This is a genomic window from Candidatus Tumulicola sp. (assembly GCA_035601835.1).
GTDB lineage: Bacteria > Vulcanimicrobiota > Vulcanimicrobiia > Eremiobacterales > Eremiobacteraceae > DATNNM01.
The window spans coordinates 79868-95550 of sequence record DATNNM010000014.1; the positions used below are offsets into that span (position 1 = coordinate 79868).

The 15683-nt window shown below is 64.5% G+C and carries 19 protein-coding genes; all 19 read right to left on the reverse strand.

What is annotated here, in order from left to right:
• Positions 1 to 9 precede the first annotated feature (9 nt).
• Positions 10 to 1173, reverse strand: a complete 1164-nt coding sequence (locus VN934_09650) for a glycosyltransferase (GenBank protein HXM19049.1) — start codon at positions 1171 to 1173, stop codon at positions 10 to 12.
• Positions 1174 to 1181: 8 nt separating this feature from the next.
• Positions 1182 to 1478 (reverse strand): hypothetical protein, encoded by a 297-nt coding sequence (locus VN934_09655; protein ID HXM19050.1) that lies wholly within the window; start codon positions 1476 to 1478, stop codon positions 1182 to 1184.
• Positions 1479 to 1513: 35 nt separating this feature from the next.
• Positions 1514 to 2503, reverse strand: a complete 990-nt coding sequence (gene mltG, locus VN934_09660) for an endolytic transglycosylase MltG (protein ID HXM19051.1) — start codon at positions 2501 to 2503, stop codon at positions 1514 to 1516.
• A gap of 1 nt (position 2504) precedes the next feature.
• Positions 2505 to 2930 (reverse strand): Holliday junction resolvase RuvX, encoded by a 426-nt coding sequence (gene ruvX, locus VN934_09665; protein HXM19052.1) that lies wholly within the window; start codon positions 2928 to 2930, stop codon positions 2505 to 2507.
• Positions 2927 to 3763: a DNA repair protein RecO gene (recO, locus tag VN934_09670; protein ID HXM19053.1), complete on the reverse strand. Its 837-nt coding sequence runs from the start codon at positions 3761 to 3763 to the stop codon at positions 2927 to 2929. The genes ruvX and recO overlap by 4 nt, the downstream gene beginning before the upstream one ends.
• A gap of 61 nt (positions 3764 to 3824) precedes the next feature.
• Positions 3825 to 4271, reverse strand: coding sequence for a cytidine deaminase (locus VN934_09675; GenBank protein ID HXM19054.1), 447 nt, complete (start codon positions 4269 to 4271; stop codon positions 3825 to 3827).
• Positions 4272 to 4288: 17 nt separating this feature from the next.
• Complete coding sequence (locus VN934_09680) at positions 4289 to 5623, reverse strand: hemolysin family protein (GenBank protein ID HXM19055.1); 1335 nt, start codon at positions 5621 to 5623, stop codon at positions 4289 to 4291.
• Positions 5624 to 5679: 56 nt separating this feature from the next.
• Positions 5680 to 6039, reverse strand: a complete 360-nt coding sequence (locus VN934_09685) for a diacylglycerol kinase family protein (protein ID HXM19056.1) — start codon at positions 6037 to 6039, stop codon at positions 5680 to 5682.
• Entirely contained in the window at positions 6036 to 6500 is a 465-nt protein-coding gene (gene ybeY, locus VN934_09690; protein HXM19057.1) for an rRNA maturation RNase YbeY, read from the reverse strand. The genes VN934_09685 and ybeY overlap by 4 nt, the downstream gene beginning before the upstream one ends.
• Positions 6481 to 7467: a PhoH family protein gene (locus VN934_09695; GenBank protein HXM19058.1), complete on the reverse strand. Its 987-nt coding sequence runs from the start codon at positions 7465 to 7467 to the stop codon at positions 6481 to 6483. Before VN934_09695 ends, ybeY begins: the two co-directional genes overlap by 20 nt.
• A 28-nt stretch (positions 7468 to 7495) precedes the next feature.
• Positions 7496 to 8092: a hypothetical protein gene (locus VN934_09700; GenBank protein HXM19059.1), complete on the reverse strand. Its 597-nt coding sequence runs from the start codon at positions 8090 to 8092 to the stop codon at positions 7496 to 7498.
• 3 nt (positions 8093 to 8095) lie between these two features.
• On the reverse strand, positions 8096 to 9118 hold the full coding sequence (gene floA / locus VN934_09705; GenBank protein ID HXM19060.1) for a flotillin-like protein FloA: 1023 nt from the start codon (positions 9116 to 9118) through the stop codon (positions 8096 to 8098).
• 12 nt (positions 9119 to 9130) lie between these two features.
• Entirely contained in the window at positions 9131 to 10477 is a 1347-nt protein-coding gene (locus VN934_09710; protein ID HXM19061.1) for an NfeD family protein, read from the reverse strand.
• On the reverse strand, positions 10474 to 10932 hold the full coding sequence (locus tag VN934_09715; GenBank protein ID HXM19062.1) for a GatB/YqeY domain-containing protein: 459 nt from the start codon (positions 10930 to 10932) through the stop codon (positions 10474 to 10476). Before VN934_09715 ends, VN934_09710 begins: the two co-directional genes overlap by 4 nt.
• Before the next feature lie 61 nt (positions 10933 to 10993).
• Positions 10994 to 11164, reverse strand: a complete 171-nt coding sequence (gene rpsU / locus VN934_09720; GenBank protein ID HXM19063.1) for a 30S ribosomal protein S21 — start codon at positions 11162 to 11164, stop codon at positions 10994 to 10996.
• 183 nt (positions 11165 to 11347) lie between these two features.
• Positions 11348 to 12253, reverse strand: a complete 906-nt coding sequence (locus tag VN934_09725) for an NAD(P)-dependent oxidoreductase (GenBank protein ID HXM19064.1) — start codon at positions 12251 to 12253, stop codon at positions 11348 to 11350.
• Positions 12254 to 12257: 4 nt separating this feature from the next.
• A complete protein-coding gene (locus tag VN934_09730; GenBank protein ID HXM19065.1) occupies positions 12258 to 12623 on the reverse strand; it encodes an HIT domain-containing protein in 366 nt (121 codons plus the stop codon).
• Positions 12624 to 12626: 3 nt separating this feature from the next.
• Positions 12627 to 14219, reverse strand: coding sequence for an ABC transporter substrate-binding protein (locus VN934_09735; protein HXM19066.1), 1593 nt, complete (start codon positions 14217 to 14219; stop codon positions 12627 to 12629).
• A 16-nt stretch (positions 14220 to 14235) separates the two neighbouring features.
• A partial coding sequence (locus VN934_09740) for a copper amine oxidase N-terminal domain-containing protein (GenBank protein HXM19067.1) occupies positions 14236 to 15683 on the reverse strand: 1448 nt, incomplete at its 5' end.

Consider the following 15683-nt stretch of genomic DNA (forward strand, 5'->3'; position numbering starts at 1 on the left):
GACCCGACTTCAAGCCGGAACGAGCGACGCGATCATCTCCGCCACGGCCTGCGCGGCGAACGGCTTGGCCAACCTGCGCGCGGCGACTCGCATCTGTTCGAGCGCCTCAGGATCGCCCAACAAGCGGTCCAACTCGTGCACCAACTCCTTCGACGTTTGCACCCGGATTCCGACGCCGCTGTCCTCAAGATAGCGCGTGTTACGCTCTTCTTGACCAGGCAGTGGCTTCAGCATCACGATCGGCAACTCGGCCGCCAACGATTCGGAACTCGTGAGACCGCCGGGCTTGCTGACCAAGACGTCCGCCGCGCGCATGTAATCGAAGACATTCGGCACGAAGCCGACGACGGTCATGGGGTGGCGCAGGGTGCGCGCGGTCGCCTTCAAGCGCCGTTCCAGCGCCGGGTTCTTGCCGACGACCACTACGGTTTGAAAATCGCAGCGCAAGCGATCCAAGCCGACGACTGATTTCTCGAGCGGGCCGATGCCGAGTCCGCCTCCCATGAGCAGCAGCGTGGTTCGATCGACGTCGATGCCGAGCCGCCGCCGCACCTCTCGTTTGGAAACGCTGCGCCCGAAGCGCGCATCCACCGGGATACCGGTGACGGCGATGCGGCCCTCGGGAACGCCGCGCGCGATGAGCATCTGACGCATGGCCGGCGTGGCCACGGCATAGCCGTCGATGTTGCGGTGGATCCAAAACGGATGCACGACGAAATCCGTGACGATGCCGACCACCGGAGGGGCGTCTGAAAACTCGCGTTTGTATTCGGCCATGACGCCGCACGGAAACGCATGCGTGCAGACCACGACGTCGGGCCGCATGGTCGAGACCAGCTGGCGCAGATTGACGGCGGTGTAGCGATGCAGCCATTTCTTGAACGACGACACCTTGGTCGCGCGCTCGGCTTGGTCGTAGACGAACTTGTACAACTGCGGCAGCACTTTGACGATGCCGATGTACCCGTTGCTCGCAACCTTGTGGAACACTTGAGACGCGTAGCGGTACGAGTCCACGACCTCGCAGCGCGTCTGAGAACTCTGCTCGCGCAGCGCAGCGCAGACCGCCTGGGCGGCTGCCGTGTGCCCCTCCCCCACGCTTGCCGACAGGAACAAGACGACCCGCTCTCGGCGTTCCGTCAACCCGTTCCCGTGCTTCATACGGAGCGCCACGCCAGACTCTATGAGCCGTTCTCCTTCGAACCGTCGGATGCTTGAGCGAGAAAATCGTTCAGGATCTCTTGGGCGAGCTTGTCATCGGGAAGCAGCGTACCGGTGTCGTCGGTGACGATGAACTCATCGAGCCCTTCGCTATAGCAAACCGCGTAGTTCGCCGCGCTGCCGGCTTCTTCGACGATACCGACGACTTCGAACTCGAATTCTTCGGGTGAGTCCAAAGCGCCCTCGCGCGAGGTCGCGACCACGATCTTGTCTTGCAGCTCGACGCGTTCAGCGCGCGCGTGTACCTCTTCGTGCATGTCGTTCCCCCCTTCAACGCACCCGCGTGAGCGCCCTAGTGCAAGCAGCGCTGCTCGGCCGCCTGCTGCTCGGCGAGCGTGTCGGAGAATTCATGGCGTCCTTTGCCGCAGTACACGTAGTACAGGTGGGTGGTGGGTCGCGGGTGGAGAGCCGCGAGGATCGAGCGCCTACCGGGGTTGGATATCGGCGTCGGCGGCAGGCCCACGTGCGTGTAGGTGTTATATGGGCTGTCCACCGCAAGATCGCGAAACGAAAGGGCGTACTTGTGCTTGGGCAATGCGTACTCGATGGTCGCGTCGACCTCCAGGGGCATCTTCCGCCGCAGCCGGTTGTAATACACGCCCGCCATGACCGGCCGTTCGGCGTCGGCTTTCGCCTCGCGCTCGATGATCGACGCGATCGTGACGATTTGCGGAAGGCTGTAGCCCAGCCGCTTCGCGGCGACGGCGTAGTCGCGGGGCAGCTCCCGCCCGAATTGCTCGGTCATGCGCGCAGCGATGTCTTCAGCGTTTGCCTCCAACGCGATTTGATAAGTTTCGGGATACAGAAAGCCCTCCAGCCCGTTGCTGTGCGCGGCGCCGAAGCGCACGCTTCGCGTCCGCACGACGTGCATGAAATCGGCGGCCGCGGGCAAGCGCATAGCCGAGAGCCGCTGCGCGATCTGCAGCGCCGTAAAGCCTTCCGGAATCGTGATCCAGGTGGTGGGCGGACGGCCGCCGCTTTCCAAAACGGCGGTGACCTCCGGCAGCGTTTCGCGCGCACTGAACGTATACTCGGCAGCGTTGATCCGCGTCGCCGTGCCGCGCCAGCGCAGATATGCGGACAGCAGCCGGGTCGAGCGCACCACGCCGTGTTCTTTCAAAAGCGAAGCGATCTGCGCTACGCCGCTGCCTCGCTCGACCATAAGCGTGACGCTTTGCGCGGGCAGCGAGCGGTCGCCATACACCAACCACGCGAGCGCCGCCGCGACGAGCAGTCCCAACGCTGCGGCGACGATGGCGATGATAAGGATCGCTCGCCGCATGTCAGCTGCCGTGCTTCGCTTGCGCCAGGTACGTCTGGAGGATCTCCACCGCGGCTAGCTGGTCCACGACTTCACGCCTCCGCGATGGCGATAGCTCCCCGCCAAGCAATTTCGCCTGCGCTGCGCCCGTGGTCAGCCGCTCGTCCACCTGCACGACGTCTCCCGCGAAGCGCGCGCGCAGCTCCGCGACGAACTTGTCCATTTTCTGCGCGGCCGGCCCGGCCGATCCGTCAAGCCGCATCGGGTTGCCCACGATGATGCGGCGCGCGCCGCGCGCTTGGGCCAGCTCCACGATGCGCTCGATGTCGCGCGCGCGACTCTCGTGCTTGAAGGTCAGAAGCGGCATCGCCGGCAGATCCGGGTGCTCGCTGATCGCGAGTCCGATGCGCACGCTGCCCACATCTACCCCGAGTAGCGCGTCGCTCACGCGCCCGCCGCCCGCTCCCGCACGTTTCGTCGAGCGCCGCGCGGTCGCGCGTGCACGTCGAGCACGGACAACGCCTTGGAGCGCCGCCCGAGTTGATACTCGACGAAGGGGCGCGTGCGGCTGCGCAGCGCCGCGATTTCGGGCCGAGCGGCTGCGAGCTGCAACGGCATGCCGCGCAATGCTTGAAGCATGCGTAGTTCGCTCGCGCTGACGCTGAAAGCGGTTCTGTCCGCGACCGCAGTGCCGTCTCGATCCGCCGCAACCCCGCCAAGACCGAGCGCGCAGCGCCGGCATACAAGCCCACCCGCCTGCGGAGAAAGCTTGCATCGCCCACCGGACAGCGGGCGTCGGCCGAGCGCGGAGCCGCAGCGCGCGCACGCTTCGAGTTCCGGAGCCAAGCCGAGCGCGCCCAACAATCGAAGATCGATCGCCGGCAGCATGGATGCCGTGGCCTCGCCTCGTTCGACGAGCGTCTGCAGCTCGCATAGCAAATCGTAGATCTCGGGCACGGCCATGTCCGGCTCGCACAGGCTGTCGATGACCTCTGCGACATACCCCACCGACGCGAAGACATCGGGGTCCACCAACTTATCCCAGGCGTTGGCTACGAGCGTGGCGCCGGTGATGATGTCCAAGTTGCGGCCCGTGTGCAGCGTCAAACGCGATCGCGCGAAGAAGTCGAGGCGGGCGCCGAACTTGCTGCGCGTGGCGCGCGAGCCTTTTGCCACTGCGCTCAACTTGCCGCGCTCGCGTGAAAACAAGGTGAGGATCCGATCGGCTTCGCCGAGCGGCCTCAAGCGCAGCACGAATGCTTCGACGCTGTACTCTTTCATCAGGGGTTGGGTTCGGACTCCGGGGCTAAAGCCCCGGCATTACAAAAAGGATTGGACTAGATTAAGAGCGGCCGGCGACTTCGAGGCGCTCTTCGGCTTCCGCGAACGTGTGCCCCGAGAACGGGGCGGGCATGAGAGCGCGCAAGTACGTCTTGACGTACGAGCCGTCTGGCCGGCAACGCAGCACCAGCATGTTTTCCGAGAACTCGGCCAGCACTTGGCGGCACGCTCCGCATGGCATCACGCCATCGGGATCATCCCCGGCGACGGCGATCGCCACGAACGAGCGGACCCCTGCAGCCGCGGCGGCGCCTACGGCGACTCGCTCCGCGCACATCGCCAGCCCATACGACGCGTTTTCGACATTGGCTCCGGTGAACACGCGACCGTCGGCGCCCAAGAGCGCGGCGCCGACGCGAAATTGCGAATAGGGAGCGTACGCGAAAAGCCAGGTTTCCCAGGCTTTTTTGGCGAGCGCTTCGATCTGCTTCTCGTCGAGTCTGGGCACCGTGGTCTCCTCAGATGTTAGGATTTGCCGTTGTGAATCGGTTGCTGCTCGCCGCTCGGCACTGCGAAACCGGCGCCATTTGTAGATGGTGCTTTCTTTATGCGGACTGAACGCAACCTTCTTCCCGCGGTTTCCTCAACGACCAGCGTCAGACCGGTGCCGATCGCCACTTGCTCGCCCGGCGCCGGGACACGACCGAACATACCGAACGCATAGCCGCCTATGCTCTCAAAGTCAGCGGTCGGAAGGTTCAGCCCAAGCTGCTCGTTGACGTCGTCGATGCTCATACGGGCATCCACGACCACCTCGGTGTCGCCCAGGCGTTTGATGACCGGCGGGTGGTCCTGTTCCTCTGCATCGAATTCGTCCATGATCTCCCCGACGATCTCTTCGAGCAAGTCTTCCATGGTTATCAAGCCGGCTGTCCCGCCGTACTCGTCGACCACGATCGCCACCGATACTTTTTCCGCCTGCATCTCGCGCAGCAGTTCGTGCACCTTCTTGTTCTCGGGTATGGCTTTAACGGGACGCATGAGCGAGCGCAGCGGCCGCGACAGCTCACCCCGGGTCACCGCTCCCAGCATCTCGCGGTCGTGCACGACTCCGATGATATGATCGATTTTCTCTTCGAACACCGGCAGCTTCGAGTAGCCTTCGCGGATGACGAGGTCGACGCCGGTGGAGACCGGATCCGCGACGTCGGCCGCCACGATGTCCGTTCGCGGCGTCATGACTTCGCGCGCGATCGTGTCGCCGAACTCGAAGATCGAGTGGATCATCTGCTTTTCTTCTTCTTCGAGCGCGCCTTGTGTCTCGCCGACGTTCACGAGAGCGCGAATGTCGTCTTCCGTGACGTAGGGACCGTGTGCGCTCGGGTCGCCGCCGAAAAGCCGGATGATGAAGGACGTGAAGCCCACCAGTATCCAGGTGATCGGCCGCAGCACGATTCCCATGACGTGCAGGAACCATGACAGTCTCGGGGCCCATTTGAGCGGGTCCTGAACCACCACCATTTTGGGAAGGATCTCGGCGAAGATCAGGATGGACAGCGTCATGATCACGGTCGCCAGCAGCACCGGCTGCCAGATGTCGTGCCCGTACTGGATCGCGAGCCACGTCGCGAGCGAGTCCGCCGACAGCATGACGATGGTGTTGCCGACCAGCATGGTCGTCAGGTAGTGGTTGCGATCGTCGAGGAGTTTGGCGAGAGACTTGTTGACCGCGTCTTCGTCATGCCGCAGGAGCCGAAGGCGGCTCAAACCGAGCAGCGCGGCTTCGGACGCAGCGAACAGACCTGCGAGAACGACGAGGAAGAAAATACCCAGGAGGGCCGGCAACCTAGGATCCGCCATTTATCTCACCCGGATTCGACAAAGCCGCACTAAAGTCCGGCATACCACAAGCTTCATTAGAAGTGCCAGAACGCACCGCCGAACAGCCAAACCCCAACCGCCAAGGCGCCGAGGCAGATCACGAGCACGGCGCCCGCCCCCGCGTGCTTGGCCGCTCGGGCCAAGGGGTGTTCCGTTGGCGATGCGCAATCGACCGCGTGCTCGAGTGCGGTGTTGAAGAGTTCGGCGCCGAGCACCAGTGCGATGGTCAACACGAGAACCGCCCAGCGCCAGGCAGCGAAATGCATGAGCGCCGCCGCGCCGACAGCGAGCGCGCCGAGCACTATTTGGATGCGAAAATTTGGCTGCTCGCGCAGCGTGCGCCCCACGCCGTCTACCGCGTCGCGCACTGCCTGAGCGAACGAGCGATTCGTCATACCGCGGAAAGACTTTTGAGCAGCCGATTCGTGAGCCCGTGCATGCGCCCGGCCGAGCGGCGCTCGTGATGATCGTGTCCGCACAGGTGCAGCGTGCCGTGCACCAGGAGCCGCAGGATCTCTTCTTCGAGGCGCGCGCGATAGCGACGCGCCTGGCGCGCTGCAGTCTCGACCGAGATGACCACGTCGCCGAACGGTTCCTCCGGCTTCGCACCGTCGCTGATCTCAAAGGACAACACGTCCGTGGCTTTGTCGCTGCCTCTGTAGTCGCGATTCAGGCGCCGAATCGCGGCGTCATCCGTGAGCACGACCGTCACGTCGCCGCGCACGTGCGGCGCTGCCGCGGCCAGCGCGGCAAGCGTGGCGTTCTTCAGCGCGCCCGCCGCACCGGGGTAGCGGCGAGCGCCGCGCACGTAGACGCGCGGACCGCTTTGTGGAGCCTTACTTCTTCGCGCGCGCATACGCTTCGATGATGCGGCGGATGAGCGGGTGACGAACGACGTCCGCTTCCGTCAGCTGCGCGACGCCGACGTCCTCGACGCCTCCGAAGATGCGCGCGGCTGCGACCAAGCCTGATTCTGTGGCTGCGGGCAGATCGATCTGCGTGACGTCCCCGCACACGATCATGCGTGAGCCTTGACCGATGCGCGTGAGGAACATCTTCATCTGCTCGTTGGTGGTGTTCTGCGCTTCGTCCAGGACGATAAAGGCCTCGGCCAACGTCCTGCCGCGCATGTAGGCGAGCGGCGCCACTTCGATCTGACCGCGCTCGACCGCTCGCGTGACGGCCGCCGGCTCCATGATCTCGGCGAGCGCGTCGAAGAGCGGGCGCAAGTACGGATCGACCTTCGCCTGGTAGTCGCCCGGCAGGAAGCCGAGTTTCTCCCCCGCTTCCACCGCCGGCCGAGAAAGGATGATGCGCTCGACGTGGCCGGCCCGGAGCGCGGCGAGCGCGAGCACCACCGCCAGAAAAGTCTTCCCCGTTCCCGCCGGACCGATGCAGAGCGTAAGCGTGTTTTTCTCGGCGGCGTCGACGAACGCGCGCTGGCCCGTCGTTCGGGGCCGCACCGGCCGGCCGCGACGGGTGGTCGCCAGCGCTGCGCCGTCCTCTACGGGCGCGGCATGTTTGACTTTGGTCGAACCGGTAGTCGAGCCGTGGCTGCGCACGGAGTCTATCGCCGCGACGACGTCGGCCTGGGTGAGCACGGCGCCGCCGGCGGCGGAGGCGATCATCGCTTCAAGCGCCGTTTTGGCCAACTCTATGTTGGTCGCTCGCCCGGTCACGGTCAGCTCGTCTCCGCTCACGCGAAGCGTCACGTCCGCGTGGCGTTCGAGAGCGTTGAGATTCTCGTCCAGCTGCCCGAACAGCCGCACGCGATCGCGCAGACTTGCGATCGAGATGCGCGCCGAGTGCGATGCCTGCGCCAAACGCTTGCTCTTGTGACTCTTGCGCGGCCTACCAGCCGCCCGGCTCCTGCGGCTCGCGCTTAAGACCGGCGCATGGTCCGATGATCGTCGAAGCGACGATGGCGAAAGCCAGCCCGCGCGACCCGAAAAGATCGCCTAGCAGCGCACCGCGTGACGGCGCTTGTGCCTCTGCGATCGCGGCGGTGCCTGGAGCGGCGACGGGCGGCGCCGGCGGCTGCGGCGCATCCGGTGAAACGGCGCTGCCGCCGAAGCTGGCGAGCAAGTCCCCGTACACCTTTCTGCGTTCGGCGTCGTCGGCTTGCCTCCCGAGCGGCGCGCCGGCCAGGTACTGCGCCGCAGGGATTTGTGCCGTTTCGGAGTCCTCGAGTGCCGTCTGCTGCGAGGCTACAGTCGGGAACGTGCGCGCTGTCGCCTTGATCGAGTGCGTGCGCGTCGGCCGTCCGGCCTGCGGCGCCCCGGCGGCTGCCTGCGCTCTGCTGCGTGCCGCGCGCGCCCCTCTGAGGCTGCTGGCTATCTGTGAGACCAACCAGATGATGCCCACGACGACCCAAAAGACCACCGCCCCTCCGCCGTCGTCGGCGCGAGTGATCTGCGAAATGATCGCCGGCGGCGAAAGTGGGAGCAAGGGCTACGAGCCGGATGCCGGCGGCGTTGTGGGTGGGGGCACCTGGCCGCCGCTGCCCGACGTACCGCCGCCCGAGATCGATTGGCGCATCTCGGTGTCGGCGAGCACGTTGCGCATGCGGTAGTAATCCATGACGCCGAGATGACCGCTGCGGAACGCATCGGCGATCGCCGCCGGCACAAGCGCTTCCGCCTCGACGACCTTCGCGCGCATGGCTTGCGTCTGCGCCTTCATCTCTTGTTCTTGCGCCATCGCAGCGTACTGTCGCTCGGCTGCCTTCGCCTGGGCGACGCGGCGGTCAGCTTCGGCTTGCGCGGTCTGCAGATCGGCGCCGACGTTGCGCCCGACGTCCACGTCGGCGATGTCGATGGAAACGATTTCGAATGCGGTGCCGGCATCCAGACCCTTGGCGAGCACCGTCTTGCTGATGTGGTCCGGGTTCTCGAGCACTTCTTTATAGTTCTCGCTGCCGCCGATGGCCGCGACCACGCCCTCGCCGACGCGCGCGATCACGGTCGGCTCTCCCGCGCCGCCGACGTAGCGATCGATGTTGGTCCGGACGGTGATCCGCGCCTTGATGTTCAGCTGGATGCCGTCTTTGGCGACGCCCTGGAATATCGGCGTCTCGATGACCTTGGGATTGACCGACGTTTGAATGGCTTCGAGCGGGTTTCGCCCCGCCAGGTCGACTGCGCACGCGCGCTGCCACTCGAGGGGGATCTCGGCGCGCTGCGCGGCGATCAGGGCGAGCACCACGCGATCGAGGTGTCCGCCGGACAAGTACTGAGCCTGCAATTGCGCATCCGTGACGTCGAGACCGGCTTTGCGCGCCATGATGAGCGCATCCACGATGATGGATGGCGGTATGTTGATGAGGCGCATGCGCACCAGGCTGAGGATGCCCAGCCGCACGCCTGCCGCCTGCGAGCGGATCCACAGACCGAACGGGAACAGCCATAGAAACCAAAAGAATCCGACGAGGACGATGATGGCGACGATGAAAACGCCGATAACGCCTAGGGTCACGGTGGTCCCCTTCTATACTGGAGCGCGGGTGACGAAAATAGTGCCGCCTTCGATCCGCGACACCACGATGCGGGTCTGCGCGGGAATGAACTCACCCGCTGTTTGCACTTGGTAGCGCACGCCCTCGATGGTGGCGACGCCGACCGGGCGCAGCAAAGAGTCCGCTATGCCTTGCTTGCCCATCAGGTGGGTCGGAGCGGGCACGGCGGTGTAGCCGGTTCCGGGCGCTTGCGCGCCGGCGAACGCGAGGCGCCGCAAGAACGCGCTTTCCGGCAGCCAGCGGAGTATCACGAAGAACACCACGACCGACAGGAGCAGCGACAGCGACGTGTACAGCAAGCCTTGGACCCAAAAGGCGGCGCCGAATGCGAGGACGATGCTCGCAAGGATAAGCAAGCCCCCGACGAGCCCCGCGATGCCATGTCCGGGCAGCACGTGCAATTCGAAGAGCAGCGCCACAACGCCAAGCGCGAACAACGCGGTGATCACCCACGTGGATGCGCCTGCGATGATGTGACCTCCGAAAAAGAGCGCCAACGCGAGTATGCCGATGACGCCCGCGACCAGATGAAGCGTCTGCATCTCGATCAGCAATCCCAAAAACCCGATGGTGAGCAGCAGCCCCGACACGATCGGATCGGTGACGAACTGCGCGATGCGCTCGCCCAGGCTGGGTTCGGTCGTGGAAAGCCGCGCTTGGCGAATGCCGGCGGCTTCAAGCGAGGCGACGTCGCTGCTGGTGATGCCGTCTGCGAACTTGAGTTGCACGGCCTTTTGCGCGGACAGCGAAAGGATCTGCCCCTTCTTCTTCAGCCCAGGGATGACGACGTTCGGATCCACCATGCCGGCGGCGATGTCTGCATTGCGATGGTGCGCTTCCGCAAGCGAGATCATCTCCGAGCGGAGCGCGGCGATCACTTTCTCCCCCGCCGGCGCCATCTGCCCGCCGGGCGGCAACAGCACCGGTTCCGCGGCGCCGATGCTGGAGCCGGGTGCCATGTAGATCTTGTCGCAGGCCAGGGAGATGAGCGCACCCGCGGACCACGCGCGGCCTGAGACGTACGCGATCGTCTGGATGCCGGAGGTCGAGAGCGCATCTTTGATGTCGTTGGCATCGTCGACCACGCCGCCGTTCGTGTTGACGACGACCAGAATCGCGCGCGCGCCGTTGGCTTTGGCGTCGTCCACGGCGCGCTGCACGCGATGCGCCATGCCGGGGTCGATGTTCCCGTCGATCTTCACGACCTGCACCAGCGAGGAATCTTTTGCGCGCGCTCCGAGCCCCGCCAAACCGAGCAGCAAGGCGCCGGCGGAGAACGCCACAAACGCAAGTCGTAGCGCCCCGGAAAACTTTCTCATGACGCCCTCGCGGCCAACGCTGCTTTCACAGCCTCCCCAATGGCCTTGCCGTTGGCTTTCTTTTGCAAGGCAGGCATGACCACTTTCATGGCGTCACCGAACTTGACTTGCGGACCGAGTGGCTTCAATAATTCGTCCACCTGGCGGCGCAGTTCGGCTTCGCTCAACTCCGGCGGCAGATATTCCATCAGGATCACGCGCTCGCGGCCTTCTTTGTCGGCGAGATCGGCGCGCTTAGCCTTCGTATACTCGGTGATGGCGTCATCGCGCTGCTTGACCTGCTTGCGCAGCACGTCTTCTTGCTCGTCGACGGTCAGCTCGGCGTTGCGTTCGATGCGGCGATAGCTCATCGCGGAGATCGCCATCCGCAGGGTCGCCATCCGTTCGGCGTCGCGGGCTTTCATGGCGGTCTTCAGGTCATTGCTCAGGCGCTCGTGCGGGGTCTTTGTTTCCATGCGTTCTCAGAAATTAGGGGCGACCCTTGGTCGCCCCCTTTGCTCTTTGGACTACGAAGGACTACGAACGGCGCTTGCGCGCTGCGGCGGACTTCTTCTTGCGCCGCACGCTCGGTTTCTCGTAGTGCTCGTGACGGCGCGCTTCGGCGAGCACGCCTGATTTTTGGCACATCTTCTTGAAGCGTTTGAGGGCGCTGTCGATGGATTCGTTGGATCCGACTCTCGTTTCCATATTGGGACACCCCCTTTTTCGCTCTATTACGTCTCCGCGTCAAGGAGCCGCGCGGCCCCTCCTGACGCAAGATGCGGGCACCAGCCCGCAACATTTTCGGAGTCTTGGGGTACTTCAGCGGGCGCCATAAACCGACCTGGGTTTGCGAAGTTCGTCCCGGTACACGGACCTAAAGGTCCGTGGTTACGGCCTAACCGAGCCTTTTCGGCCCCGGAATGTGAGTTCGGCTATGCCGGACTTGTCCAGTTCGCCCAATCCCAGCGCCCTCATGCGCTCGTACTGGCCGAGCGCAGCCTCCGCCAGCGGCACCTCCAGCCCGGCCTCCTGCGCGAGGGCCAGGGCGATCCCCGAGTCTTTGGCCGCGTGCGCCGCGGAGAAGTACACCTCGTGCTCCCGGTTCTGCATATCGGCGCCGTCGGTCTCCAAGACGCGCGAGTTCGCACCGGTTTGGGAGAACACTTCGCGCAGCATGTCGAGATCGAGACCCAGCGCAGCGCCGAGGCCCAGCCCTTCCGCCAAGCCCGCGGTGTTGATGTTCATGACCATGTTGACGAGCGCTTTGACCTTCGCAGCGGAGCCCGCCGGTCCGATGTATTTCAACGAGCCGCTCATCTTCTCGAGCATGGGCCGCGCGCGGTCGAAGGCCTCGCGGCTGCCGCCGCACATGAGATACAGCGTGCCGTCACGCGCCTGCGTGATCGAGCTCGCCATGCACGCTTCGAGGGACTGCGCGCCGGCGCGCAACGCTAACGCCTCGACGTCGACGTGTACCTGCGGAGAAACTGTCGCGCAATTCACGAAGAGCTTGCCTTGCGCGCGGTAGAGCAGACTGTCTTCAGAAGGCGAGAAGATCTCGCGCATCGAGCGATCGTCGCTCACCACAGTCACGATCGTATCGGCGAGCTCGCTCACGCGCGCCAGGGAGGACGCCGCCTCCGCGCCGAGTTCGCTCGCCACCCCGGCCGTGACCACAGGGCGCGAGTCGAACACCGCGCTCAGCGTGTAGCCGACGTCTTTGAGGCGGCGGCCGATGTTGGCGCCCATGCGGCCGGCGCCGACGATCCCGATTTTCTTTGGATGTTCAGTCATCACGCTAACCCGGCGGCCACGCGAAGTGGCGTCCTGACAGCACGTGCACGTGCACGTGGTAGACCGTTTGGCCGGCGGCGGCGCCGTTGTTCACCACGACCCGATAGCCGCCGTCCTTGGGGGCTCGAGCTGCGCCGAGCTCGCCGGCGACTTTCATCAGCCGGCCCAACAGATCGCCCGCAGTTCCGGTCTTCACCAACTCCGCCAAGGTCTCGTGATGCTCGCGCGGCACGACGAGGATGTGCGTGGGCGCGATCGGACGGATATCGGCGAACGCGACCACGGCGTCGTCTTCGTACACGAACGGCGTCGCGATCTTGCCGGAGACGATGCTGCAGAACACGCATGTCTCGAGCGCGGAGGAAGCCATCGACTAGTTCGCCGAGAGCGAGAGGTGCTGGAAGAGCTCCGCGCTGTCGGGGTTCGGCCGGTAGTCCTTCACCCGCTTATTGAACACGATGGGCGGCGAGGTGTGGACCAACGGCACGCACGGCGCTTGATCGTGGATCAGCTGCAGGGCCTTCTTGTAGAGCGCCGAGCGCGCCGCCATATCGGGCGCGATTTGCGCCTGCTTCATGAGCGCGTGGAAGTCTTCGTCCTTCCAGAAGCACACGTTTTGCGCTCCCGGCGGCGTCGCGCTATCCTTATCGAGGATCACATACATGAAATTGTCGGGGTCCCCGTTGTCGCCCGTCCAGCCGAATAGCGCCATATTCGCATCGCCGTTCTGGACCTTTTGCAGATACGTGCCCCATTCGAATGCTTCCAATTTGACGCTGATGCCGATCGCTTTGAGATTGGCCTGAATCGCTTCAGCCACGCGCTGCGGCTGCGGCAGGTAGGGGCGGGGCAGCGTCATGTACCACAGCGTGGTCGAAAAGCCGTGTGCGTACTCGGGTCCTGCCTGCGCCAGCAGTTTGCGCGCATCGGCCGGATCGTACGGATAGCTCACCTTGACGCCGTGCGGCCAGACCGCAGGCGGCAAGAACTCGTCCGCGACGATGGCGGACGGGTCGTAAAAATTCTTGACCAGCGCCCGAGCATCGATGGCTTCGTTGATCGCCCGGCGCACGTAGATGTTGTCGAAAGGCTTCTTCTGATTGTTCATCGCCAAGTACATGAGGTTGTTCGCCGGTTGATGGTAGATGACCAATTTCGGATCCTTGGCGATGACGATGAGATCGTTCGGCTGCGGATATTCCCAGCCGTCGATGTCGCCGCGCTGCAATGAGAGCAGACTCGTGGAGGCATCGGGGATATCGCGCAGGACCACGGTGGGCACTTTGGCTTTGCCGCCCCAGTAGCCGTCAAACGCTTTTAAGGTTATGTGGTCGTCCTTCACCCACTCGGCCACTTGGTACGGACCCGTGCCGACCGGCTGGCGGAAATAATCTTCCCCCTCCTTCTCCATGGCCGTCGGCGATGACATCGCAAACGTCGGCATCGCCAGGTTAGCGAGCATCGGCGCCACCGGATGGGTCAAAACGATCTGCACCTTGTCCGGAGCGAGCACTTTCACGTCTGTGATGACGCCGGGGAAGCCGCCGAATTGGCTCTCGTAATAGGAGTAGTCGCCCTTGAGCAGCAGGTGCAGTTTGTCTTTTTTGTTGCGCCAGCGATCGAAGTTGATCTTCACCGCCGCCGCGTTGAAATCGGTGCCGTCCTGGAATTTCACGCCGCGGCGCAGGGTGAACGTCCACAGCATGCCGTCGCGGCTCATCGTCCATGCTGTCGCAAGGCCGGGTTCGATCTCGAACGAACCGGGTTTGTAGCTGGTCAAGCCTTCCATCGTCACGATCGAGACGTTGAGCGACATGCCGTCGGTCACCACGGCGGGATCGAGCTTGACCGCGTCCTTATTCCGGCCGAAGACCAGCGTGTCGGTCGGCGCGCTGCTGCTGCTGCAGCCGTAGGCCAGCGCGCACAACGCAAGCGCGCCTATCGCGCCCCAGCGGCGTGTCCGCAAGTCGAAGTTCATTTGATCAAGACCCGTTTGCGATGACGAACGACCACGTATAGTCAAGGGGGTTGCCGGCGACGTCCGAGCCCTTCACTTCAACGCTGATCCTGCCCGCGTGCAGATCCGCGGCCGGAAAGTACGTGACGAAAGCGGAGGTGCGCGTGGCTTGCGCGCTGACGTCTTTGCCGTCCACGAGAAGTTGCAACGAGCCCGGGTCCATCCCCTTGCCGCCGATGGTCGCGAACGTCACGTAGATGCTCGGCCGGGTCGTGTTGATGCGCGCTCCCGATAGCGGGGCGGTTTCCTTCACCTGCGGCGGCTCCGTGAAGATGCTTAACGGATCGGGTCCGACGGCGTGCGCCGTCAGCCCGCCCTTGGTCAGCTTCACGAGGATCGGCGCATCGATGATGTTGGTCCCGACCGCTACCGCGTACGCGCCCTCGTAGTGGCCAGGCCGGATCTCTTTCATCGCATTGTCGAGCACGACATCGCCCAAATCGAAGGCGCCCACGCCGCCCGGCGTGCCATCCATCGACACCTGCACCGACTGGCCGGCGCGGAACGGCCGGTGCGCGTTGTCGCTCACGTCACCGATGCGGACGTCTCCGACGACCGACTGAAGCGGGTTCGGTGTGGCTGCTCCGCTGGTCGCCATACCGCCCGGCGTGAGCGCCACAATCGTTCGCACTTTGTTCGACCTCGGATCCGAACGCACCGTGACGAGATCGCCGGCTTTGAGATCTCGCATGGCGGCCTTCTTGCCGTCCAGCTCGACGCTGGTCGTGGTTGCGTCAGCCGCGATCACCTTGCCGTTGGTGAGCACCATGCTCGTTCCCGACACGCTCGCGATGGTGCCGGTCGTCCCTGAGAAGATGTCGGCGACCGAAAGCAGATGGCCGGCCGCGTCCAGCGTGGCGATCAGCGTGTCGCCGGGCTTGACTTGCGCCAGTATCCCTGTGCCCGCGGTCGCGCCGCGCGTGTCGCGGAACTGGATCTTCGTGCCGACCGGAACGGTGATCGTGTACTGTTCGCCGTTGACGTCGATCTGCACCGCCGGCGGCGCGCTGTCTGTCGCCACCGCGACAACGGTCCCCTCAAGGGTGTCAGCAGTCCTAGCGGGAGGCGGCGTTCGCTGATCGCCCGAGGAGCCGGCGCGAAACGCGACGTCGATCTCATGCTTCTTCGGATCCACGCTGACATTGCCGCCGAGCAGGGTGCTCAACGCGCGCAAGGGCACCAGCACGCGCCCCGCGATCTTGCGTGGCGCCGAATCCATCTTCACGTGGTCGTTGTTGACGGTCGCGTTGACATCGTCGAGGTGCATGACGATCTGCCGCAGCACGGTCGTGACCGTCACGGCGTTCTTCTTCGCATCGAATTGCACTTGCGCGCCGACCGCCTTGGTCACCGCGCGCAGCGCGATGTACAGCGTGCCGTTCTGTTCGAGGAAATCAGCGCGCTGCAGATGCA

What these genes read in the sequence shown, in the direction of transcription:
- VN934_09730 (HXM19065.1), bottom strand. Translation starts at nt 12,623, where the DNA reads ATGGCTTCCTCCGCGCTCGAGACATGCGTGTTCTGCAGCATCGTCTCC.
- VN934_09725 (HXM19064.1), bottom strand. Translation starts at nt 12,253, where the DNA reads ATGACTGAACATCCAAAGAAAATCGGGATCGTCGGCGCCGGCCGCATG.
- VN934_09710 (HXM19061.1), bottom strand. Translation starts at nt 10,477, where the DNA reads ATGAGAAAGTTTTCCGGGGCGCTACGACTTGCGTTTGTGGCGTTCTCC.
- rpsU (HXM19063.1), bottom strand. Translation starts at nt 11,164, where the DNA reads ATGGAAACGAGAGTCGGATCCAACGAATCCATCGACAGCGCCCTCAAA.
- VN934_09680 (HXM19055.1), bottom strand. Translation starts at nt 5,623, where the DNA reads ATGGCGGATCCTAGGTTGCCGGCCCTCCTGGGTATTTTCTTCCTCGTC.
- VN934_09655 (HXM19050.1), bottom strand. Translation starts at nt 1,478, where the DNA reads ATGCACGAAGAGGTACACGCGCGCGCTGAACGCGTCGAGCTGCAAGAC.
- mltG (HXM19051.1), bottom strand. Translation starts at nt 2,503, where the DNA reads ATGCGGCGAGCGATCCTTATCATCGCCATCGTCGCCGCAGCGTTGGGA.
- ybeY (HXM19057.1), bottom strand. Translation starts at nt 6,500, where the DNA reads ATGCGCGCGCGAAGAAGTAAGGCTCCACAAAGCGGTCCGCGCGTCTAC.
- VN934_09715 (HXM19062.1), bottom strand. Translation starts at nt 10,932, where the DNA reads ATGGAAACAAAGACCCCGCACGAGCGCCTGAGCAATGACCTGAAGACC.
- VN934_09685 (HXM19056.1), bottom strand. Translation starts at nt 6,039, where the DNA reads ATGACGAATCGCTCGTTCGCTCAGGCAGTGCGCGACGCGGTAGACGGC.
- recO (HXM19053.1), bottom strand. Translation starts at nt 3,763, where the DNA reads ATGAAAGAGTACAGCGTCGAAGCATTCGTGCTGCGCTTGAGGCCGCTC.